Source organism: Kitasatospora sp. NPDC093806 (genome assembly GCF_040683335.1).
Classification (GTDB): domain Bacteria; phylum Actinomycetota; class Actinomycetes; order Streptomycetales; family Streptomycetaceae; genus Kitasatospora.
Genome location: NZ_JBFBDO010000088.1, coordinates 14,823 through 35,284, shown reverse-complemented (window position 1 = coordinate 35,284; position 20,462 = coordinate 14,823). Strand labels below are relative to the sequence as shown.

Below are 20,462 nucleotides of genomic sequence, written 5' to 3'. Positions count from 1 at the left end.
AAGGCGACGAAGCGGCCGGGGGCCGGCAGCTCGGGGGCCTTGCGGGCGAGGCTGAGGACGTCGAGGCCCTGCTCCTGGAGCTTGGCGCCGAGCAGCGCGCCGCCGAGCACGCCGTCCCGGAACAGCCGCAGGTCCAGCATCGGTTCGGCGATCCGCAGTTCGAGCAGCAGGAAGGCGGTGAGCAGCAGGACGGCGAGGGCCGCCGTGCCGAGCACCCGGCCGTCGGTCCAGCCCCGTTCGGGGCCCTCGATCAGCGCGTGGACGGCCGCGCCGAGGCCGGTGGCCGAGAGCAGCAGGCCGCCGAGGTCGATCCGGCGGGCCCGCCCCGGGATCGCCGGGAGCACCCGTCCGGAGAGCAGCAGGGCGCCGAGGCCGATCGGGACGTTGATCCAGAAGACGCTGGCCCAGCCGAAGGCCTCGACCATCGGGCCGCCGACGACCGGTCCGACCGAGAGGCCGAGCGCGGAGACGCCGGACCAGAGCCCGATCGCCCGGGTGCGCTCCCGTTCGTCGGTGAAGACGTGCCGCAGGATCGCCAGGCTGCCGGGGGTGAGCAGGGCGGCGCCGACGCCCTGGAGCATCCGCGCGGCGACCAGCGTGCCGACCGAGCCGGCCAGGGCGGCGGCGGCCGAGCCGGCCGTGAACAGGGCGAGGCCGAGCCGGAAGACGGCGGTGCGGCCGAACCGGTCGCCGAGGGCGCCGCCGGTGAGCAGCAGGGCGGCGAAGACCAGGCTGTAGCCCTCGGCGACCCACTGGAGGCCGGTGATGCCGGCGTCGAGGTCCCGCCCGATGCGGGGCAGCGCGTTGCCGACGATGACGTTGTCCAGCATGGACATGAACATGGTGATGCAGAGCGTCGCGAGCGCGAGCTGACGACGCCGGGCGCCCGGCGCCCCGGTCTCCCCCATCGGGTGTCCCTCCTTCAGAGTCCCTAACGGTGTTAGGGATCGGCTTGACGGGGACAGCCTGCACCTAACGGTGTTAGATTGCAAGCCGAATCACCTGACAGCACCGCCGCAGCACCGAGAGCGAGGGCCTGATGCCGACCACCGACGGGGACGCCACCCCCCAGCCGGCCCTCACCCGCGACGCCCTCGCCCAGGCCGCCCTGCGGGTGCTGGAGCGGGACGGCCTGGCCGGCCTGTCGATGCGCAAGGTCGCCGCCGAGGTCGGGGTCAAGGCCGCCTCGCTCTACTGGCACGTCCGCAACAAGGAGGAGCTGCTCGACCTCCTCAACGACGCGCTGATGGCCGACATCGAGGCCCCGCCGCGCACCGGCGACTGGCGCGCCGAGCTGCGCGGCTACTGCGAGCGCTACCGCACCCACCTGCTGGCCCGGCGGGACGCGGCCAAGGTGGTGGCCGGCCGGCTCGCGCCCGGGCCGAACCTGCTGCACCTGATGGAGGGCCAGCTCGACCGGCTGCGCGCGGCCGGCTTCCCGGCCGCCGACGCCGCGATGGTGTCCTACCTGCTCGGCGCCTACGTCCAGGGCTTCGTGCTGCAGGAGCAGTCGCCGATGGCGGCCGCGGAGACCACCGGCACCGGGCGGCGCGAGCTCGCCGACGCGGCCGCCGAGCGGTTCCGCGCCCTGCCGCCCGCGGAGTTCCCCAACCTGGTGGCGATGGCCGGCGACCTCACCGGGCCGGACCTGGACGACCGGTTCGCCTTCGGCCTGGAGCGGATCCTCGACGGACTGGCCGCCCTGCTGCCGCCCGAGCGCCGCTGAGCCCGCGCCTACGGGCCGAAATCGTTCGACTACCCCCGGTCCGCTCGGCTAGCCTCGCCAAGGCCCCGGCCCAGCACCCGAGGAGAGACCCGCATGTCCGAGTTCCACCCCGTCGGCGCACCGTACGCGGAGGGCCTGCTGGACGTCGGCGACGGCCAGCGGATCCACTGGGAGGCCTCCGGCAACCCGGCCGGCAAGCCCGCCGTGGTGGTGCACGGCGGCCCGGGCTCCGGCCTCAGCGCCCACAGCCGCAAGTACTTCGACCCCGAGCGCTACCACCTGGTGCTGTTCTCCCAGCGCGGCTGCGGCCGCAGCGAGCCGCACGCCGCCGACCCGTCGACCGGCCTGGAGCACAACACCACCCCGCACCTCATCGCCGACCTGGAGCGCCTGCGCGCGCACCTCGGCATCGAGAAGTGGCTGATGTACGGCGGCTCCTGGGGCTCCACGCTGATCCTCGCCTACGCCGAGGCGCACCCCGGGCGGGTCTCGGAGATCGTGCTGTGCGGCGTCACCATGACCCGGCCGCGGGAGACCGACTGGCTCTACCACGGCGTCGGCCGGCTGCTGCCCGGCCCGTGGGAGGCCTTCCGCGACGCGCTGCCGCCGGAGGACCGGGACGGCGACCTGCTCGCCGCGTACAGCCGGCTGCTGAACAGCCCGGACGAGGCCGTCCGCCGCAAGGCCGCGCTCGACTGGGCGACCTGGGAGGACGCGGTGATCGCGCACGAGTCGCTCGGCAAGCCGAACGCCTACACCGACCGGCCGTCCGACGCGCTGATGGCCTTCACCCGGATCACCGCGCACTACTTCTCCCACCGGGCCTTCCTGGAGGAGGACCAGATCCTGCGCGACGCGCACCGGCTGGCCGGCATCCCGGGCGTGCTGATCCACGGCGCACTGGACCTCGACAGCCCGCTGGAGACGCCGTGGGCGCTCGCCAAGGTCTGGCCGGACGCCGAGCTGACGATCGTCCAGGAGGCCGGGCACACCGGCAGCCCGGTCATGGGGCGGACCGTGCTGGCCGCGATCGAACGCTTCGCCGACCCGACCGCCGACCCGGCCGCTGACCCCGCCGCCGACCCGACCGCCGACCCCGTCCGGCACGGGCAGTGACGACCCATCAACGGTATGCATCCGGGGGGTGACAGGGCGGCGCCGGACCCCGACACTGGGGGAAGAAGGTCCCACGTCAACGGGTCGACCGGTACCGGTCGGTGCCGGTCGCGGAGAGGGCAGGCCGGCCATGAGCACGCCGTCCGCCAGGCTCCCGATCATCTACGTCCGGGGCTACGCCGGTGGCACCCCCGGGATCGAGAAGGCCGTGACGGATCCGTTCTACGGATTCAACGAAGGCTCGACGCACATCCGCGTCGGGCGCGAAGACGCCCCCCAGTACTACCAGTTCGAGAGCCCGTTACTGCGCCTGCACCTCGACGAGGGCTACCACATCCTCGTCGAGGGCGGCCAGCAGGCCTACCTGGAGGCGCACCAGGGCATTCCCCAAGACAGCATCTGGATCCACCGCTTCTACGACCGCGCCTCCGGCACCTGGGGCGGCAAACCCGAGACTTTCGACCTGGAGGCCGCCGCCGCGGACCTGCTGCGGCTGATCGAGACGCTCCAGCAGAAGACCGGCGCACCCAGGGTGCACCTGGTCGCCCACTCGATGGGCGGGCTGATCTGCCGCTGCCTGCTGCAGAAGGTCATCCCGGAGCAGCGCCCGGCGCGGCGCGCCACCGACTACGTGTCGAAGCTGTTCACCTACGGAACGCCACACGGCGGCATCACCTTCGCGGTCGGCTTCGGCATCCCCGAGGCGCTGCGCGACACCTTCAACTTCAACGGCGCGGACGTCTTCGGACCCGAGCGGATGTACTCGTACCTGACGCCGACGGCGCTCCAGGTCGCGGACGGCCCGCCGAAGGGCTGGCGGGCCGTCGACATGCCGGACGACGACGGCACCGGCCCGGCCGCCGCCGCGGCCGGGGGCTTCCCGCTGGACCGGGTGTTCTGCCTGATCGGCACCAATTCCACCGACTACGACGTCGCCCACGGACTCTCCTCGGCCGCGGTCGGCCCGCGCAGCGACGGGCTGGTGCAGATCGACAACGCCCAGGTCACCGGCGCCAACCGGGCCTTCGTGTACCGCAGCCACAGCGGCCGCTACGGGCTGGTCAACTCCGAGGAGGGGTACCAGAACCTGCGCCGCTTCCTGTTCGGCGACCTGCGGGCCGACGCCGACCTCGTCGGCCTCCAGTTGCCCGGGGACGAGCCGGACGTCACCTGGCAGGCGGAGGTGCGGCTCAAGGTCCGCGGCCTGCCGGTGCTGATGCACGAACGGGCCGCCCCGCACTGGTGCCCGATCCAGCTGTCCGACCCGACCCCGGCCAACCGGATCGCCCGCGCCGTCACGGTCGGGGAGGGCGCCGTCCCGCTGGCGACCACCTTCCTCTCCACCGCGCTCCCCCGGCCGGACCGCACCGACCTGCTGCGGTTCGCGCTCGACCTGAAGGTGACCTCGCTGCGGGAGAAGAACGGGCTCTTCGGCTTCGGCGACCACCTGGAGCAGACCGCCGACTTCTCGGACACCCTGATCATCGACGTCGACACCGGCGGACCGGGCCCGGCCGCCTGGGCGCACTGGAACTCCGAGGTCAGCGGCGCGGTCAAGGACTTCGAGCCGACCGGCGATCCGCTGCCGGACGAGGACCCGGCGGCGGACTCCTGGGTCGCCCGCATCCCGCTGCCGAAGACCACCGAACCGCTGCTCGGCCCGCGGGCCAGGATCCGGCTGACGGTCAGCCCTTGGAGCTGACCTCCTTCGGGTCCGCCGCCGGCCGCTCGACGGCCAGCAGGACGCGGCGCAGCAGGTCGGAGAGTTGCTGGCGTTCGTCGGCGCTGAGGACGCCGAGCAGCCGGTGCTCCTCGTGGCCGACCACGTCCAGCGCCTCCCGCCAGGCCGCCCGGCCGGCCTCGGTGAGTTCGACGTCGACCCGCCGGCGGTCCTCGCTGGAGGGGGTGCGGACGACGTAGCCGCGCCGCTCCAGCAGCTCCAGACGGCCGGTCACCGAGGCCGGGGCAATGTTGAGGTCGGCCCGCAGCTCGGTCGGGGTGGCCCGGCCGCCGCGGCCGGCCAGCTCGTGCAGGGTGTCGAACTCGTGCTTCTGCAGGCCGTAGTCGGCCACGCTCTGCTCGCGGACCCGGCGCAGGTGGCGGGTGAGCTTGCTCATCCGGGTGACGGCGCCCTCGATGGCCGGGTCGAGGTGCGGCAGCATCGGCCGCCAGCGTTCGACGTGGCCGTCGGTCCAGTCGCGCGGTCCGGCGGACTGCGGTCCGACAGGCTGCGGATCGGCGGATCGGTCGGAGTGGGGCGCGTGTCTCATGACACGAGTCTAGGCGGCGCCGACCGAGATCGATCGGCACCGAATATTTCCTTGCCGAACTTTCGGTACCGAAATATAGTCCTGCCGTGACCGTGACCCATCCACTGCGCCTGCCCGCCTTCCGCCTGCTCTTCCTCGGCCGGGCCATCTCCACGCTCGGCGACGCCGTCGTCCCCGCCGCCCTCGCCATCGCCGTCACCCGGGCCACCGGCTCGGCCGGCGCGCTCGCCCTCGTCCTCGGCTGCGCGATGGTGCCGCGACTGCTGCTGCTCCCGCTCGGCGGCGTGGTCGGGGACCGCTTCAACCCGCGCCTGGTGGCGCTCGTCACCGACCTGGTCCGGGCCGCCGCCCAGCTGGCCGTCGGCATCGAACTCCTCGGCGGCGAGCCCCGACTGGCCCCCATCGCCGTCGCCGAGGCGGTCGGCGGCGTCGCCTCCGCCTTCGCCATGCCGACCGCCAGCCCGCTGGTCGCCGCCGCGATCGACGGACCGCTGCGGATGCGCGCCAACGCCCTGATCGCCTCGGCCGGCAACGCCGCCCGGCTCGGCGGCCCGGCCCTCGCCGGGGTGCTCGTCTACACGGCCGGGCCCGGCTGGGCGTTCGTGCTGGACGGCGCCTCCTTCCTGGTCAGCGCCGCCCTGCTGACCCGGCTGAAGGTCCGCCACACCCCCGGCGAGCGCCGCTCGCTGCGCGCCGACCTCACCCAGGGGTGGAGCGAGGTGCGCTCGCGCGACTGGTACTGGACCAGCCTGATCGGCCACGGCGTCTGGAACGGCGCCGCCGCCGTCCTGCTCACCCTCGGCCCGCTGATCGCCACCCGCCAACTCGGCGGGGAGGGCGTCTGGATCGCGATGACCCAGGCCGGCGCGATCGGCGTGCTGACCGGCTCGCTGCTCGCCGGCCGGTTCCGGCCCCGGCGCCCGGTCCTGGTCGCCAACCTCGGCCTGGCCCTGTACGCGCTGCCGCTCACCACCCTCGCCCTCACCGCGCCCGCCCCGCTCACGGTGGCCGCCTACGCGCTGGCGATGACCGGGCTCGGCTTCCTCAGCCCGGTCTGGCAGACCGTCGTCCAGCACGAGTTCCCGCCCCAGGTACTGGCCCGGGTCACCTCCTACGACTGGCTGCTGTCGCTCGCCGCCGCCCCGATCGGGTACACGCTCGCGCCACTGGCCGCCGACACCTGGGGCGACACCGGGCCGCTGCTCGTCTCCGCCGCCCTGGTCGCGATCGCCTGCGCCGGCACCGCCGCCGTCCCCGGCGTCCGACGGATCGGCCGGCCCGTCACCGTCGAGGCGGCCCCGGCCTCGGACGCGGTGGACACGGCCTCAGCTCCGACGCGGGACCGGGAGGCCCCGGGCGACGCCGTCCGCCGGGACCCTACGATACCGGCATGATCGCCTACGCCCCCGCGGCCCTCTTCTTCGTCCTGTGCGGGATCGGAGTCCTCCGCGACCGACGCCGGTTCAGCAACGCCGTCCTGCTCGGCCTCGCGGTCTCCTTCCTCGCCCTGGCGCTGCTCGCCGAGCTGCGCAAGGCCCCGACGCTGGTGGCCGAGCTGGCGGCGGTCGCGATCATCCTGCTGCCCGCCGTCGGCACCGTCGCCCTGGTCTGGTTCCTCATCGCCAACGGGTGCACGATGATCCGCAAGGAGGGGCGGCGGCCGGCCAACCTGCTCTCGCTGCTCGCCGGGCTCGGCATCCTCGCCGTGATCGGCCTGCTCGTGGCGGCGATGATCACCGACTCGGTCCGGCTCGGCATCCTCGCCGGGACGGCCGTCCTGGTGGTCGGCTACATCTCCTTCCTCTTCGTCTGCTTCGTCGGCTACGCCTTCCTCTACGGCCGGCACCGGCCGCGCCACGACGTCGACTTCGTGGTGGTGCTCGGCTCCGGACTGATCGGCGGCGAGCGGGTGCCGCCGCTGCTCGCCAGCCGGCTCGACCGGGGCCGGGAGGTCTACGAGCAGCAGGCCGCCCGCGGCAACCCGCCGGTGCTGATCACCTCGGGCGGCCAGGGCCCGGACGAGAAGCTGCCGGAGTCCCACGCGATGGCGGACTACCTGGTCGAACGCGGCTTCCCGGCCGAGCACGTGGCGCGCGAGGACCGCTCCCGGACCACCGAGGAGAACCTGCTGTTCAGCAAGGCGATCATGGAGCAGGCCAAGCCCGACTACCGCTGCGTCATCGTCACCAACAACTTCCACGCCTTCCGGGCCGCGCTGACGGCTCGCAAGGTCGGCGTCGACGGGCAGGTCTTCGGCTCGCCGACCGCCGCGTACTACTGGCCGAGCGCGACGATCCGCGAGTTCGCCGCGGTGTTCCTCGCCCACAAGCTCGTCAACTTCGGCATCTGCGGCTTCCTGGCCGTCTGCGGGATACTCGCCGCGACCCTCTGAACCGACGACTAGCTGCGCGGGGCGAGGATCGCGCAGGTGGTGGTGGCGTGCGCGTACAGCTTGCCGTCCTCGACCCCGGTGATCCGCGCCTCGGCGGTGGCCATCGTCCGGCCGACGTGCAGGGCGACGCCCTCGCAGCGCACCCGGCCCGAGTCGGCGAACAGCGGCCGCAGCATGTGCACGTTCAACTGCGTGGTGGTGTAGCCGGTCCCGGCCGGCAGCCGGCTCATCACCGCGCAGCCGAGCGCGGAGTCGAGCAGGGTGGCCAGGAAGCCGCCGTGCACGGTGTGCATCGGGTTGAAGAGGTGCTCGCCTACCTCGCCCTCGAACACCGCCGTCCCGGGCCCCGCCGCGACCAGCCGGAACCCCAGCGTGCTCCCGATCGGCGGCTGCGGGATCCGGCCCGCGACGATCCCCTGCAGGATCTCCTCCCCGGTGAGCTCCGGGAAGGCGGAGACCGGCGGGCCGACCTCCCACTGGTGGGTGCGGGTGCGCGGGGTCCGCTCGGCCGCGGGCTCGGCGGCGTCGATCTCGAAGGTGGTCATACCACCAACCTTCCTGCCCGGACCGTCCGTTCACAATGTGATCTCGCTCAACCCCTCGCGCCCGTGGTCGCGGCGGGTCCGCGCCATGGGGGCGGCGGCCATGAGCGGGGGTCGGCGGGCGGGTGTCCGGCACATGGCCGCGGGACTCCGGACGCGCCACGCTGCACGGCGTCGGAGCGCATCGCTCCGCCCCCACCGCTCCTCCCCCACCCAGGAGTCCCCGATGGCCAGACCACCGGCCCACCGTCCCCTCCTCCGCCGCGCCGCCGTCGCCCTGTTGACGGCCGCCGCGCTGCTCGCGCCCGCCACCGGCGCGAGTGCCGCGGCCGGGACCCTCCAGCAGGTCACCGGCTTCGGCAGCAACCCCGGCAACCTCACGATGTACGCCTACGCCCCGACCGGACTGCCCTCCGGCGCGCCGCTGGTGGTGGCGCTGCACGGCTGCGTGCAGACCGCCGACGACTACTACCGGCACTCCGGCTGGCCCGAGCTGGCCGACCGGTACGGCTTCGCCGTGGTGTTCCCGCAGACCGGCCCGGCCAACAACGCCCTCTCCTGCTTCAGCTGGTTCGACGCGGCCGAGGACGCCCGGGGCGTCGGCGAGGCCGCCTCGGTGGTCCAGATGGTCGCCAAGGCCGGGGCCCTGTTCGGCTCGGACCAGCGCCGGGTCTACGTCACCGGCCTGTCCGCCGGCGGCGGGATGGCGGCCGACCTGCTGGCCGACTACCCGGACGTGTTCGCGGGCGGGGCGGTCGACTCCGGCCTGCCCGCGCACTGCGCGACCACCCGGTCCGCGGCCTCGTCCTGCCAGAACGACGATCAGCGGCTGAGCCCCGCCCAGTGGGCGGAGAAGGTCCGCCGCGCCTATCCCGGGTACGCCGGGCCGTGGCCCCGGGTGGCGATCTGGCAGGGCGGCGCGGACACCACCGTCCGGCCGGTCAACGCCGCCGAACTGCGGGACCAGTGGACCGAGGTGTGGGGCATCGGCCGCACCCCCGCCGGCACCCGGAGCCTGCCGGGCGGCACCACCGAGACCACCTACACGGACGCCGCCGGCCGGCCCGCCGTGGCGCTGTACGAGGTCGCCGGCATGGGGCACGGCCTGGCGGTCGCCCCCGGCTCGGGGACCGACCGGTGCGGCGCGACCGGCGCCTACTTCCTCGACGCGATCTGCTCCGGCTACCACACGGTGCGCTTCTGGGGCCTGGACGGCGGCGGGCCGACCGTCCCCGCGCCGCCCGCGCCCACCGGCCTGACCGCCACCCCGACCGGCGCCGACGCGATCGCGCTCGGCTGGCAGCCCGTCACCGGCGCCGCGTCCTACCAGGTGTTCCGGGACGGCATCCGGATCGCCTCCCCGACCGGCACCGCGTACACCGACGGCGGGCTGAGCGCCGGTACCGGCTACGGCTACGCGGTGGCGGCGGTCGGCGCCGACGGGACCGTGGGCGCCCGCTCGGCCACCGTCACCGCCACCACGCCGGGCGGCCCAGCGCCGTGCTTCACCACCGACAACTACCACCAGGTGGCGGCCGGCCGGGCGACCCAGAGCGGCGGGCTGGTGTCCGCGCTCGGCTCCGGACAGGCCATGGGGCTGTGGAACACCTCCACCGTCCACACCCTGCGGCAGACCGGCCCGGGGTACTTCGTCCTCGCCGACGGCCAGTGCTGAACCCGGCCTTCCGCCCCCGTCCTTCCCGCCCTTCCTGACCTTGACGAAAGGTTGACCTGCTCACGGCAGAACGTTGGGCAGGCCGAATCCTATGGTCAGCGCATGCCTCCACTGCCCACCGGGCGGACGGCCCTTCCCGTCCTGCCCTACCGCAAACCCACCCCCGGCCGGGACTACTGGGTGTTCGACGACGTCCTGCCCGACCCCGACGCGGTCCGCCGCCGCTGCCTCGACCGCACCGACTGGACCGAGGGCTACCCCTACCGGCCGGAGGCCTGGCCCGGGCTGCGGACCATGCCCGGGCTCGAACAGGGCGAGCTCGCCCACGTCGAGACGCTGGTCCGCAAGGCCACCGGCGCGCCCCGGCTCTGGGTGCAGAACACCCCCGACGGCGGCACCCTCAACCACAACTGCGTGCAGCTGGTCGGCGCCGGGGAGTCGGAGCCCCGCCCGCACACCGACTCCCGGGCGCTCTGCCGCTACGCCGCCGTCCTCTACCTGAGCCCCGGCGCCCCCAAGGACGCCGGCACCGGCTTCTACCGCCAGCAGTTCCCGGGCGGGCGGCTCGGCGGCAACCTGGTCAACGCCCCGCACAGCAACCTGGTCGAGGCGCTCGGCACCCGCCGCGTCCCGGCCGACGCCTTCACCGAGGACGTCCGCGTCCCCAACCGCTACAACCGGCTGCTGGTCTACCACGCCAACCTCATCCACAGCGCCACCGGCTACCACGGCCTGACACTGGAGGAGCGGCGGATGACCGCCGTCTTCTTCTGGATGGCCTGACCCTGCCCCCACACCCCCTGCCCGGGGCGCCCCTCCCACGTCACAACGACCGGTTGGCACCTCCCCGGGCCGGGGACGGTGGGGGCATGGGACATGACCACCGGAGCGGGACCGAGGGCGTGCGGCCGGAGTGGGCGGGGATCGACCGGCTCGGGACGCTGGAGCTGCTGCGGCTGCTGAACGCCGAGGACCGCACGGTGGCCGGGGCGGTGGCCGGGCAGCTGCCGCGGATCGCCGTCGTGGTGGACGCCGTCGCCGCGCGGATGGCGGGCGGCGGGCGGCTGGTCTACGCGGGCGCCGGGACGGCCGGGCGGCTCGGGGTGCTGGACGCGAGCGAGTGCCCGCCGACCTTCGGCACCGACCCCGCCCAGGTGGTCGGGCTGATCGCGGGCGGCCCGCCCGCCCTGGTGCGCGCGGTGGAGGGGGCGGAGGACCGTACCGACTCGGCGGTCGCCGACCTGACGGCCCTGGCGCTCACCGCCGGGGACACCGTCCTCGGCCTGTCCGCCTCCGGCCGCACCCCGTACACGGTGGCGGCCGTCCGGCACGCCCGCGCGACAGGGGCGCTGACGGTGGGTCTGGCCGGCGTCGCCGGGTCGCCGCTGGTCGCGGCCGCCGAGCTGGGCATCGAGGTGGAGACGGGCCCCGAGGTGCTGGCCGGGTCCACCCGGCTTAAGGCGGGGACGGCGCAGAAGCTGGTGCTGAACCTGCTGTCGACGGCGGTCATGGTCCGGCTCGGCAAGACCTACGGGAACCTGATGGTCGACGTCCGGCCCGGCAACGCCAAGCTCCGCGACCGGGCCCGCCGGATCGTCACCGAGATCACCGGCACCGACGAGGACACCGCCCGCCGCGCCCTGGCGGCCACCGCCGGCCGGGTGAAGCCCGCCGTCCTGGTCGTCCTGGCCGACGTGGACCCCGCCACCGCCGCCCGTCTCCTGGCCGCCTCGCACGGGCGCCTGCGCGAGGCCCTCGCGGCCGCGGGCGTGATCAGCCGAGACTGAGCTGCTCGGCCCGGTCGACCACCTCGCCGAACCGGGGCAGGTTCAGCTCGACGGCCGCCCGGTGCTCCTCCGCCGTGAGGGCGGCCAGCGCCTCCTCCACGAACAGCAGCCGGTAGCCGTGGTCGGCGGCCGCGCGGGCGGTGGACTCGACGCCGAGGTTGGTGGCGATGCCGCCGAACACCAGGGTGTCCACACCGCGCGCCCGGAGCAGTTCGTGCAGTCCGGTGCCGTGGAAGCCGCCGATGGTGCGCTTGACCACGACCTCGTCGGCCGCGTCCGCGACCGCGGCCACGAGTCCGCTGCCGGGCGGCTGTTCGGCCACGTTCGGCCGCTCGACGCGGACCGCGACCACCGGGGCGCCGGCCGCGCGGAAGGCGGTGGCGAGGTCGAGCGAGGCGGCGAGCACCGCGCCGCCCTCGCGCGGGGCGAGCGGCAGGGCGACGATCCGTTCCATCAGGTCGACGAGGACGAGCGCGGTCCGGGTGGGATCAAGGGTTCGCATGAACGTTCAAGCTAGCGGATCACGGTCCGGCGGACCGGGTTCAGCCGGTTTCGGCCTCGCGCTCGCTCCCAGGGGTGGCCTCGCAGTCGGCCTCACGGGCGATCTCGGCGCGGAAGCCCTCGATCAGGACGCGCAGGCCGTACTCGAAGCGACCTCTGCTCACCGACGCCGACGGCCCGGTCCCCCATGGGGGTGGGGACCGGGCCGTTCAGGAGAAGGGAGAAGGGGGTGCAGCCGGAGACTCAGCCGCGTCCGGAGGACTTCTGGGTGCGCCGGGAGACCGAGTCGAGCACCACGGCGGCCAGCAGCACCGCGCCGGTGATCATGTACTGGATGGCCTGGGCGGCGTGCACCATGTCCAGTCCGGTGGTGATCGACTGGATCACCAGCATGCCGAGCAGCGCCGACCAGGTGGTGCCGCGCCCGCCGAACAGGCTGGTCCCGCCGATGACGGCCGCCGCGATGGCGCTCATCAGCACGTTGCCGCCGCCGAGCAGCTTGTCGGCCGAACCCTGCTGGGAGGCGATGAACAGACCGCCGAGGCCGGCCAGGGTGGCGGAGACCATGAACACCGAGATCCGGATCCAGGCCACGTTGATGCCGGCCCGGCGGGCGGCCTCGATGCCGCCGCCGACCGCGAAGATCTGCCGGCCGTAGGAGGTGCGGCGGAGCACGAAGTCGGTGAGGGCGACGACGCCGAGCAGCACCACCAGCGGCAGCGGCAGGCCGCTGTCCTGGTTGAGCGTGTAGGCGCCGACCAGGGCGACCACGGCCAGGCCCCCGGTGCGCAGCGCGATCTCGCTCAGCGGCCGGGCGGGCAGGCCGGCGGCGGTGCGCCGACGGGCGGTGAGCAGCTGGGCGGCGAGCAGGCCGGCGATGGCGAGGACGGCGAGCAGCCAGGCGAAGGCGATGTCGCCGTCGCCGATGAAGTAGTTGTCCAGGTGGGCGACGACGCCGTCGTTGATGTTGTTGACGGTGCCGAGCTTGCCGAGCACGTAGTCCTGGAGGCCGCTCCAGGCGAGCATGCCGGCCAGGGTGACGACGAACGCGGGCACGCCGATCCGGGCGAAGAAGAAGCCGTGCAGGGCGCCCATCGCGGCGGCCGCGAGGAGAGCCAGCAGGATCGCCAGCCACTCGTTCACGCCCTGCCGGACGGCGAGGACGGAGGTGATCGCGGCGCAGACGCCGGCGATCGAGCCGAGCGAGAGGTCGATCTCGCCGAGCAGCAGGACGAAGACGACGCCGACCGAGATCAGGCCGTAGCCGGCGATCCACTTGGTGATGTTGGTCAGGTTGTCGGCCTGCAGGAAGTGGCCGGTGACGCTCTGGAAGATGACCGCGATCAGGATCAGGCCGATGACGACGGGCAGCGAGCCGAGTTCGCCGCTGCGGATCTTGCGGCGGAACTCCTCGGCGTACCCGGCGATGCCGCCCTGACGGACCAGCAGGCGCGGGTCGACCGCGGGGGTGGTGGCGTCCGCGGTGGGGGTGGTCTGACTGGTGCTCACTTCGCTTCCTCCGCGATGCGTGCCTGGCGCCGGGTGACGGCGTTGTCGGTGGCGCCGGTGATGGCGGAGATGATCTCCTCGGACGTGGTCCCGGCGACCGGGAAGACACCGTTGTTGCGGCCGAGCCGCAGGACGGCGACGGTGTCGGCGACCGCGCGGACGTCCGCCATGTTGTGGCTGATCAGGATGACGCCGAGGCCGCGCTGGCGCAGGCGCTCGACCAGGTCCAGGACCTGCGCGGTCTGTTCGACGCCGAGGGCGGCGGTCGGTTCGTCGAGGATGACGATCCGCGGGTCGCCGACCAGGGCGCGGGCGATGGCGACCACCTGGCGCTGGCCGCCGGAGAGCGCGGCGATCGGGATCCGCACGCTGGGGATGCGGATCGACAGGGTGTCGAGCAACTCCTTGGCGCGCCGTTCCATGGCGACCTCGTCCAGCGTGCCGTGGCGGCGCAGCTCGCGGCCGAGGAAGAGGTTGGCGACGACGTCGAGGTTGTCGCAGAGCGCGAGGTCCTGGTAGACGGTGGCGATGCCGAGCGCCTGGGCGTCCTGGGGGCGGCCGATCCGGACCGGGCGGCCGTCCCAGCTGATGGTGCCCTCGTCGATCGGGTGGACTCCGGCGATCGTCTTGACCAGCGTGGACTTGCCGGCGCCGTTGTCGCCGACCAGGGCGACGACCTCGCCGGCGTGGACGTCGAGGTCGACGTCGGTGAGTGCCTGGACGGCGCCGAAGCGCTTGGAGACCTCGCGCAGCGCCAGTACGGGTGCGCCTGTCACGTGAACCATCTCCTGCGGGGGTGTGCGGTGGTGGGGTGGGTGGGAGGGCGGCCGGGCCGGCGCTCCCCCGGTGGGCGGGGAGCGCCGTTCGGCGTCACCGGGTGCCTGCCGGGCGGGGTTACTTGATGCCGGCGGCGGCGCAGGCGGCGGCGTAGTCGGCGGTGCAGACGTCGGCGGCCTTGTAGAGGCCGTCGGCGATGACCGTGGCGTTGATGTTGGTCTTGGTGACGACCTTCGGCTCCAGCAGCTTGGCCGGGATGCCCTTGTCGGTGTCGCTGTCGATCGTGGTGGCGGCGACGGCCTTGACGTCCTTGCCCTGGAGCAGGCTGACGGCCAGTTCGGCGGCGCTCTCGGCGAGCGGCTTGTACGCCTTGTAGATGGTGTAGGCCTGGTCGCCGGCGACGATCCGCTGCACGGCGTCGAGGCCGGCGTCCTGACCGCCGACCGGGACGGTGATGCCGGCCGCCTTGAGCTGGGTGATGATCGCGCCGGCCATGCCGTCGTTGGCGGAGTAGACGGCCTGGAAGCCGTCCTTGCCGAGCTGGGTGATCGCGGCGCCGGTCTTCTGGCCGGCGACGGTGGGCTTCCACTCGCCGGACTGCTCGTAGACGACCTTCTTGACCTTGCCGTCGAGCACCTTGTGGGCGCCGGACTTGAACAGCGCGGCGTTCGGGTCGGCCTCGTCGCCGTTGATCATCACCAGGTTGGCGTCGGCGGCCTTGGCGCCGAGGGCGTCCAGCAGGGCCTGGCCCTGGAGTTCGCCGACCTTCTCGTTGTCGAAGGAGACGTAGGCGGAGACCGGGCCGGTGGCGAGGCGGTCGTAGGCGACGACCTTGACGCCCTTGCCGGCCGCCTCCTTGACCCAGGACTGGGTGGACTTGGCGTCGAAGGCGTCGAGCACGATCACCTTGACGCCCTCGGCGATCAGGGTGTCGAACTGCTGCTTCTGCTTGGCGGCGCTGCCCTCGGCGTTGCTGTAGCGGACCTTGCAGTCCGGGCAGAGGGCAGTGACCTTGGCCTCGATGAAGGGCCGGTCGAAGGACTCGTAGCGGGTGGAGGAGGCGTTCTCCGGCAGCAGCAGGCCGATGGACTTGGTGTCCCCGGAGCTCGCGGTGTCCTTCTTGTCGCCGCCGGCCTTGCCGCAGGCGGCCATGGACAGGGCCATCGAGACCGCGGCGGTGCCGATGAGGACGCGACGCATCGTTGCGTTCATGTGGGGGTGCCTCCGTGACAGGCGCCGCAACGCTGCGGCGAGGTGGGAGGAGTTAACCCGGACCTGTCAGGTGACGTCAATAAGTAAATCCAAGCTCGGCGCAATCCCGACTCTTTCGTTATCTTTGTGAACACCAAAGTAAGTTGAAGCTTGGAGGATCCTCCGAGTCGAGACATGACAGGACATGACAGACCGGACGAATCGCCCTCCCTGGGCACGCCCCACCTGGTATGTACCTGAGAGGCAAACGACCGGTCGGCATACAAATAGGCGCCACGCAACGGCCAAGGTGGTCTTGACAGGGGCAGATCAGTTCAACTCACGTGTTCAAGAGTTTGATCAACCGTCAGCGAACTGCGCCGCCATCCGCGCCCGGTAGCGCCCCGGCGTCGTCCCGAACGACCGGTTGAAGGCGTGCGAGAGCGCGAACGGGGTCGCGTAGCCGACCCGGCGGGCGATCAGCTCCAACGGTTCGCCGGTCTGCTGGAGCAGCGCGGCCGCCCGGGTCATCCGCCACCAGGTCAGGTAGGCCATCGGCGAGCGGCCGACCAGCGCGGTGAACCGCCGGGTCAGGGTGGCCCGGGAGACCCCCGCGTGCGCGGCGAGCTCCTCGACGCTCCAGGTCCGCGCCGGGTCCTCATGCAGGGCGCGCAGCGCGGCCGCCACCACCGGGTCCCCCAGCGCCGCGGGCCACCGGCCGGCCGCGGCCGCCGGCGCCGGCTCGCCCGCCCCGGTGCCGGGCGGTCCGGCCAGCCAGGCGCGCACCATGTAGACCAGCAGCAGGTCGATCAGGCTCGGCACGGCCAGCGCCGCACCCGCCCCGTCGGCGGCCAGCTCGCCGCCCAACAGGTCGACGGCGGCGCGCAGTTGGGGATGGGCGCCGACCCGGTTCGGCAGGTGGACGACGTCGGGGAGCTCCAGCATCAGCGGGTGGGTGCGGCTGTGCTCCAGCCGGTACTTGCCGCAGAGCAGTTCGGCGACCGGCCCGGACGCGGAGCCGGGGACCGAACCTGCCGCGGCACCGGGGACGGAACTCGTCGCGGAGCCGTTCGCCCGGGCCCCGGGGGCATCGCCGCGCGGCGGCGCGGGCGGCGGCACCGGGCGGTCCGGGCCGAGCAGCCGGTCGATCGGGACCGCCCGCGCGACCGCGGCCCGGTCCAGCGGCGCGCTCGCCAGCACGTGGCCCGTCCCGTGCGGCAGCAGCACGGCGTCCCCGGTGCCCAGCGACACCGGCTCGCCACCGCCGTCGGGCAGCAGCCAGCAGCCGCCCTCCAGCACCACGTGGAAGCCCGCCCCCGCGTACCCGGGGATCCGGGCGGACCACGGCCCGCCGACCCGCAGCCGGTTCGAGGAGGGCCGGCCGATCCGCACCGCCGCGATCGCGTCGCTCACCACGTCCATGCCCCCCAGCCTAGGGCCGGTGACGCACGGGTGAGCCGTTTGCGTATGCAACTGAGCCGACAGGGCATTGAGCGGCTCACCACCGCGCTCCTAGGCTCGAAGCCGCAAGCACAGGGCGACAGACCGGAGGGACCGACCGTGGAGCAGATCGTGCTCGGCGACGCCGAGCTCATCAGGGTGGTGGAGTGGCAGGGGCCGTTCATGCCGGCCCGGGCGATCGTGCCCGGCGCGACGGCGGAGGACTGGAAGCGCAACGCCGACTGGCTCGCCCCCGACCACTGGGGCCGCGCCGAGGACACCTACCTCGGCGCGCTGCAGACCTGGGTGATCCGCCACGGCGGCCGCACCGTCCTGGTCGACACCGGCGTCGGGGACGGGCGGCAGCGCCCGCACAGCCGGCAGTTCCACGACCGGCACACCGGCTTCCTCGACCGGCTCGCCGCCGCCGGGATCGCGCCGGAGGACGTCGACGTCGTGGTCAACACCCATCTGCACGGCGACCACATCGGCTGGAACACCGTCGACCGCAACGGCGAGTGGGTCCCGTCCTTCCCCAACGCCGTCTACTACCTGCCGGCCGCCGACCACGCCGTGCTCGACCCGGACGGTCCGGGCCGCGCGCACCCGCCGGCCGCCGCCGGTGCGGCCGACCCCGCGTGGTGGGAGGAGCGGCGGCTGCTGTTCGAGGACAGCGTCGCGCCGGTGGTCCGGGCCGGGCAGGCGGTGCTCTGGACGGACGGCGTGCGGATCGACGAGGCGCTCACCCTGGAACCCGCGCCCGGCCACACCCCCGGCTCCTCGGTGCTGCGGCTCGACTCGCGCGGCGAGCGGGCGGTGTTCGTCGGCGACCTGCTGCACAGCCCCCTCCAGTTCGCCCTCCCGGAGTGCAACAGCTGCTTCTGCGAGGACCCGGCCGGGGCCGCCGCCAGCCGCCTTCGGGTGCTCGAACGGGCGGCCGACCGGCGCGAGTTGGTGATCCCGGCGCACTTCGCCGGGGCGGGCGCCGCCGAGGTGCGGCGGGAGGGGACGGGCTTCGCCGTCACCCGCTGGGCCGCCTGACCCGACCCGACCGCCACCGTCACCGTCACCGCCACCGTCGTCGTCACCGCCGGGCACGGGGGTCCCGGCGGAGCGGCGGCCCCGGCCCGCTACGGACCAGCCGGGTGCCCGTCCCATCCCCCGAGGCGGACGGACACCCGGCCGGCCCCGGGGGCCTCAGCCCGCGGCCCGGACCGCGTCCACCCAGCGGGCGAGGTCCTGCTCCGCCAGCTCCGGGTGGGCGAGCAGCCGCTCGCGCACCGCGGCGAACACCGGGCCGCCGCCCGCCAGTGCGAGGTCCTTGGCCGCCAGCCGCACCGGGAAGTCGGCGTCGACCGCCCGCGCCCGCCCGACCAGCCCGCCCAGCGGACCGGCGGCGAGCACACCGGCCGTCAGCTCCCCCGGCAGACCCAGCGAGTCGGCCACCGCCAGCGCCTCGGCCACCACCCCCACACCCCCGATGATCGCGCCGATCGCCACCACCTTGAGCGCGGCGCCCGAGCCGGGCCCGCCGCAGTCGACCACCGTGCCGAGTTGGGCCAGCACCGGCCGGACCCGCTCGACGTCCGCGGGCTCGCCGCCGGCCAGCACGGTCAGCCCGCCGGACGCCGCCGGGCCGACGCTGCCCAGCACCGGCGCGTCCACCAGCCCCACCCCGTCGGGCAGTTGCGCCCGCGCCTCGGCCACCGCCGCCGGACCCACCGAGGACATGTCGACCCAGACCGTGCCGGGCGCCAGCTCGGCCGTGAACCCCGCGGCCACCGCCGCGAGCGCCGCCGGGTCCGACAGCATCGTGATCACGACGCCCGCCCCGCGCACCGCCGCCGCCGGGTCGGCGGCCTCCGGCAGGCCGTCCGCCTTGCCGGGCGTGCGGTTCCACACCGTCAGCGAGTGGCCGGTGGAGGCGAGTCGACGGGCCATCGGCAGCCCCATCCGGCCGAGGCCGAGAAATGCGATCTTTTCCATGGCCCCCACGCTAGGAACCCACGAGCCAGGCGACAAGCGAATGTCTCGCATGGTAGCCATGCGGAATGGACATGGCCTGGCTCGAAGTCTTCCGCACCGCCGCCCGCTTGGGCTCCTTCACCGCCGCCGGGGAACGGCTGGGCTTCACCCAGTCCGCGATCTCCCGTCAGATCTCCACCCTGGAGGGCGAGTTCGGTGCCCCGCTGTTCGACCGACTGGCACGCGGGGTGCGGCTCACCGAACACGGCCGCGCCCTGCTGCCGCACGCCGAGGCGCTGCTCGACCGGCTCGACGGCACCCGCCGCGAGCTCTCGGCGCTCACCGAGCTGAGCCTGGGGCGGCTGCGGGTCGGCGCCTTCGACAGCGCCAACGCCGCCCTCGTCCCGGCGGCGCTGGCGGCGTTCCGAACGGCCCACCCGGGGGTCGGGATCTCGCTCACCGAGGGGCTCTCGGCCGAGCTGCTGGACCGGCTGCGGGACGGCGCGATCGACCTCGCGGTGGTCGCCGCCTATCCCGAACACCTCTACGACACCGAGCTGTTCGAGCTCCGCCCGCTGGTCGAGGACCCGGTCCTGGTGGCCCTCCGCCCGGACCACCCGCTGGCCGAGCGGAGCAGTCTGCGGCTCGCCGACCTCGCCGAGGAGCACTGGATCGCGGCCAGCCGGCACCCCGAGTCCACCCTGCTGGCCGCCTGCGTGCGCAGCGGCTTCCGCCCCCGGATCGAGTACGAGGTGGCCGGGTGGACGGCCAAACTCGGCCTGGTCGCGGCCGGTTTCGGCGTGACGCTGATCCCGGCCCTGGCCGCCCGCGCGGCCCGCCCGGACCTCGCCCTCGTCCCGCTCCACCCGGAGGACACCCCGGTCCGCCTGGTCCGCACGGCCACCCTGCGCGGCCGCACCGCCCCACCCGCCGTCACCGCCTTCCTCCCCCACCTGTCGACCGCCGCCGCGCCCGCCGAACGCGCCCGACCGGACGCCCGGCCTTAACCTGGGGCCATCGTTCGTTTACGCACGGATACCATCGTCTGCCCCCGGGAAGGGCCCGGGCCGGCGTGGCCCAACGACAGAGAGTGACACCATGGACCGGTTGGACGGGTACTTCAAGCTCTTCATCAACGGGGCGCCGCTCGGCGTGATCGACGGCAAGCTCTTCGCCCTGCTCAGCGAGCAGGACCAGCGGCAGGCCGAGGTCTGGCAGATCGTGCCGGACGAGCGGACCGGCCGGAACGCCGTCATCATCAGGGCCTCGGACGGCCTCTCGGGCTGGGTGGTGCCCAAGCCGGGCGAGCGGCGGCAGATCGAGATCGCCCCGCTGATCTCCACCAAGTCGCTCCCGCCCGTCTTCCCCGCCAACCAGGTGTTCTTCGCCAAGCCCCTGGTGATGGACACCCTGGGCGCCTTCGCCGTGCGGTCGGCGGCCGACGACCAACTGGTCGGCCGCCGCTTCATCGAGAACCGGTCACTGCTGCCCAAGGAGGTCGTCTCGGACACCGACGACGAACACGCCTTCGTGGTCGCGGTGCCCGTCGACGAAGCGGAGTAGACGGCCCG

Annotated in this window: 21 protein-coding genes; 11 read left to right on the top strand and 10 right to left on the bottom strand. The window is 73.9% G+C overall.

The genetic code is table 11. From position 1 onward, the window contains the following. The coding region (locus tag AB0N76_RS30235; protein WP_363562496.1) for an MFS transporter at window positions 1–908 on the bottom strand (908 nt) is incomplete at its 3' end. 131 nt (window positions 909–1,039) lie between these two features. Here AB0N76_RS30235 and AB0N76_RS30230 point away from each other — a divergent pair. The 3 genes from AB0N76_RS30230 (at window position 1,040) to AB0N76_RS30220 (ending at window position 4,544) form a co-directional block, all read left to right on the top strand. Further along, complete coding sequence (locus AB0N76_RS30230; protein ID WP_363562494.1) at window positions 1,040–1,726, top strand: TetR/AcrR family transcriptional regulator; 687 nt, start codon at window positions 1,040–1,042, stop codon at window positions 1,724–1,726. A gap of 93 nt (window positions 1,727–1,819) precedes the next feature. Then, window positions 1,820–2,842 (top strand): prolyl aminopeptidase, encoded by a 1,023-nt coding sequence (gene pip / locus AB0N76_RS30225; RefSeq protein ID WP_363562492.1) that lies wholly within the window; start codon window positions 1,820–1,822, stop codon window positions 2,840–2,842. 130 nt (window positions 2,843–2,972) lie between these two features. Further along, complete coding sequence (locus tag AB0N76_RS30220) at window positions 2,973–4,544, top strand: alpha/beta fold hydrolase (RefSeq protein ID WP_363562490.1); 1,572 nt, start codon at window positions 2,973–2,975, stop codon at window positions 4,542–4,544. On the opposite strand, the gene AB0N76_RS30215 is transcribed toward AB0N76_RS30220, so the two are convergent. Further along, window positions 4,528–5,004, bottom strand: a complete 477-nt coding sequence (locus AB0N76_RS30215) for a MarR family transcriptional regulator (RefSeq protein WP_363562500.1) — start codon at window positions 5,002–5,004, stop codon at window positions 4,528–4,530. The two genes, AB0N76_RS30220 and AB0N76_RS30215, sit on opposite strands and share 17 nt — an antisense overlap. 200 nt (window positions 5,005–5,204) lie before the next feature. On the opposite strand from AB0N76_RS30215, the gene AB0N76_RS30210 reads away from it, so the two are divergent. Beyond that, a complete protein-coding gene (locus tag AB0N76_RS30210; protein WP_363562498.1) occupies window positions 5,205–6,506 on the top strand; it encodes an MFS transporter in 1,302 nt (433 codons plus the stop codon). Further along, window positions 6,503–7,504 carry a YdcF family protein gene (locus AB0N76_RS30205; RefSeq protein WP_363562488.1) on the top strand — a complete coding sequence of 334 codons (1,002 nt, stop codon included), beginning with the start codon at window positions 6,503–6,505 and terminating at the stop codon, window positions 7,502–7,504. The genes AB0N76_RS30210 and AB0N76_RS30205 overlap by 4 nt, the downstream gene beginning before the upstream one ends. Before the next feature lie 8 nt (window positions 7,505–7,512). Here the strand turns inward: AB0N76_RS30205 and AB0N76_RS30200 are convergent, their stop codons facing one another. Then, the gene (locus AB0N76_RS30200; protein WP_363562486.1) at window positions 7,513–8,049 is read right to left on the bottom strand and encodes a PaaI family thioesterase; all 537 of its coding nucleotides are present in this window, start codon (window positions 8,047–8,049) and stop codon (window positions 7,513–7,515) included. A gap of 223 nt (window positions 8,050–8,272) precedes the next feature. Between AB0N76_RS30200 and AB0N76_RS30195 the strand changes: the two genes are divergently transcribed. The 3 genes from AB0N76_RS30195 to murQ all read left to right on the top strand — a co-directional run bounded on the left by AB0N76_RS30195 (window position 8,273) and on the right by murQ (window position 11,508). After that, on the top strand, window positions 8,273–9,721 hold the full coding sequence (locus tag AB0N76_RS30195; protein WP_363562484.1) for a PHB depolymerase family esterase: 1,449 nt from the start codon (window positions 8,273–8,275) through the stop codon (window positions 9,719–9,721). Window positions 9,722–9,823: 102 nt separating this feature from the next. Continuing rightward, complete coding sequence (locus tag AB0N76_RS30190; protein ID WP_363562482.1) at window positions 9,824–10,504, top strand: DUF6445 family protein; 681 nt, start codon at window positions 9,824–9,826, stop codon at window positions 10,502–10,504. 86 nt (window positions 10,505–10,590) lie between these two features. Next, window positions 10,591–11,508 carry an N-acetylmuramic acid 6-phosphate etherase gene (gene murQ, locus AB0N76_RS30185; protein ID WP_363562480.1) on the top strand — a complete coding sequence of 306 codons (918 nt, stop codon included), beginning with the start codon at window positions 10,591–10,593 and terminating at the stop codon, window positions 11,506–11,508. Here the strand turns inward: murQ and AB0N76_RS30180 are convergent. The 6 genes from AB0N76_RS30180 to AB0N76_RS30155 all read right to left on the bottom strand — a co-directional run bounded on the left by AB0N76_RS30180 (window position 11,495) and on the right by AB0N76_RS30155 (window position 16,908). Beyond that, window positions 11,495–12,010 carry an isochorismatase family protein gene (locus tag AB0N76_RS30180; RefSeq protein ID WP_363562478.1) on the bottom strand — a complete coding sequence of 172 codons (516 nt, stop codon included), beginning with the start codon at window positions 12,008–12,010 and terminating at the stop codon, window positions 11,495–11,497. The genes murQ and AB0N76_RS30180 overlap by 14 nt on opposite strands. 40 nt (window positions 12,011–12,050) lie before the next feature. Next, a complete protein-coding gene (locus AB0N76_RS30175; RefSeq protein WP_363562476.1) occupies window positions 12,051–12,173 on the bottom strand; it encodes a hypothetical protein in 123 nt (40 codons plus the stop codon). 79 nt (window positions 12,174–12,252) lie between these two features. Further along, window positions 12,253–13,518 (bottom strand): sugar ABC transporter permease, encoded by a 1,266-nt coding sequence (locus AB0N76_RS30170; RefSeq protein WP_363562474.1) that lies wholly within the window; start codon window positions 13,516–13,518, stop codon window positions 12,253–12,255. After that, on the bottom strand, window positions 13,515–14,303 hold the full coding sequence (locus AB0N76_RS30165; protein ID WP_363562472.1) for an ATP-binding cassette domain-containing protein: 789 nt from the start codon (window positions 14,301–14,303) through the stop codon (window positions 13,515–13,517). Before AB0N76_RS30165 ends, AB0N76_RS30170 begins: the two co-directional genes overlap by 4 nt. 109 nt (window positions 14,304–14,412) lie before the next feature. Next, window positions 14,413–15,507 carry a substrate-binding domain-containing protein gene (locus AB0N76_RS30160; protein ID WP_363562470.1) on the bottom strand — a complete coding sequence of 365 codons (1,095 nt, stop codon included), beginning with the start codon at window positions 15,505–15,507 and terminating at the stop codon, window positions 14,413–14,415. A gap of 339 nt (window positions 15,508–15,846) precedes the next feature. After that, on the bottom strand, window positions 15,847–16,908 hold the full coding sequence (locus AB0N76_RS30155) for an AraC family transcriptional regulator (protein WP_363562468.1): 1,062 nt from the start codon (window positions 16,906–16,908) through the stop codon (window positions 15,847–15,849). Window positions 16,909–17,046: 138 nt separating this feature from the next. Here AB0N76_RS30155 and AB0N76_RS30150 point away from each other — a divergent pair, with 138 nt between their 5' ends. After that, a complete protein-coding gene (locus AB0N76_RS30150) occupies window positions 17,047–17,967 on the top strand; it encodes an MBL fold metallo-hydrolase (RefSeq protein ID WP_363562466.1) in 921 nt (306 codons plus the stop codon). A 156-nt stretch (window positions 17,968–18,123) separates the two neighbouring features. On the opposite strand, the gene AB0N76_RS30145 is transcribed toward AB0N76_RS30150, so the two are convergent. Then, a complete protein-coding gene (locus AB0N76_RS30145) occupies window positions 18,124–18,912 on the bottom strand; it encodes an NAD(P)-dependent oxidoreductase (protein ID WP_363562464.1) in 789 nt (262 codons plus the stop codon). Between the two features lie 71 nt (window positions 18,913–18,983). On the opposite strand from AB0N76_RS30145, the gene AB0N76_RS30140 reads away from it, so the two are divergent. Both AB0N76_RS30140 and AB0N76_RS30135 read left to right on the top strand, forming a co-directional pair. Then, on the top strand, window positions 18,984–19,898 hold the full coding sequence (locus AB0N76_RS30140) for a LysR family transcriptional regulator (RefSeq protein WP_363562462.1): 915 nt from the start codon (window positions 18,984–18,986) through the stop codon (window positions 19,896–19,898). 91 nt (window positions 19,899–19,989) lie between these two features. Continuing rightward, entirely contained in the window at window positions 19,990–20,454 is a 465-nt protein-coding gene (locus AB0N76_RS30135; protein ID WP_363562460.1) for an I66 family serine proteinase inhibitor, read from the top strand. Window positions 20,455–20,462: the final 8 nt, after the last annotated feature.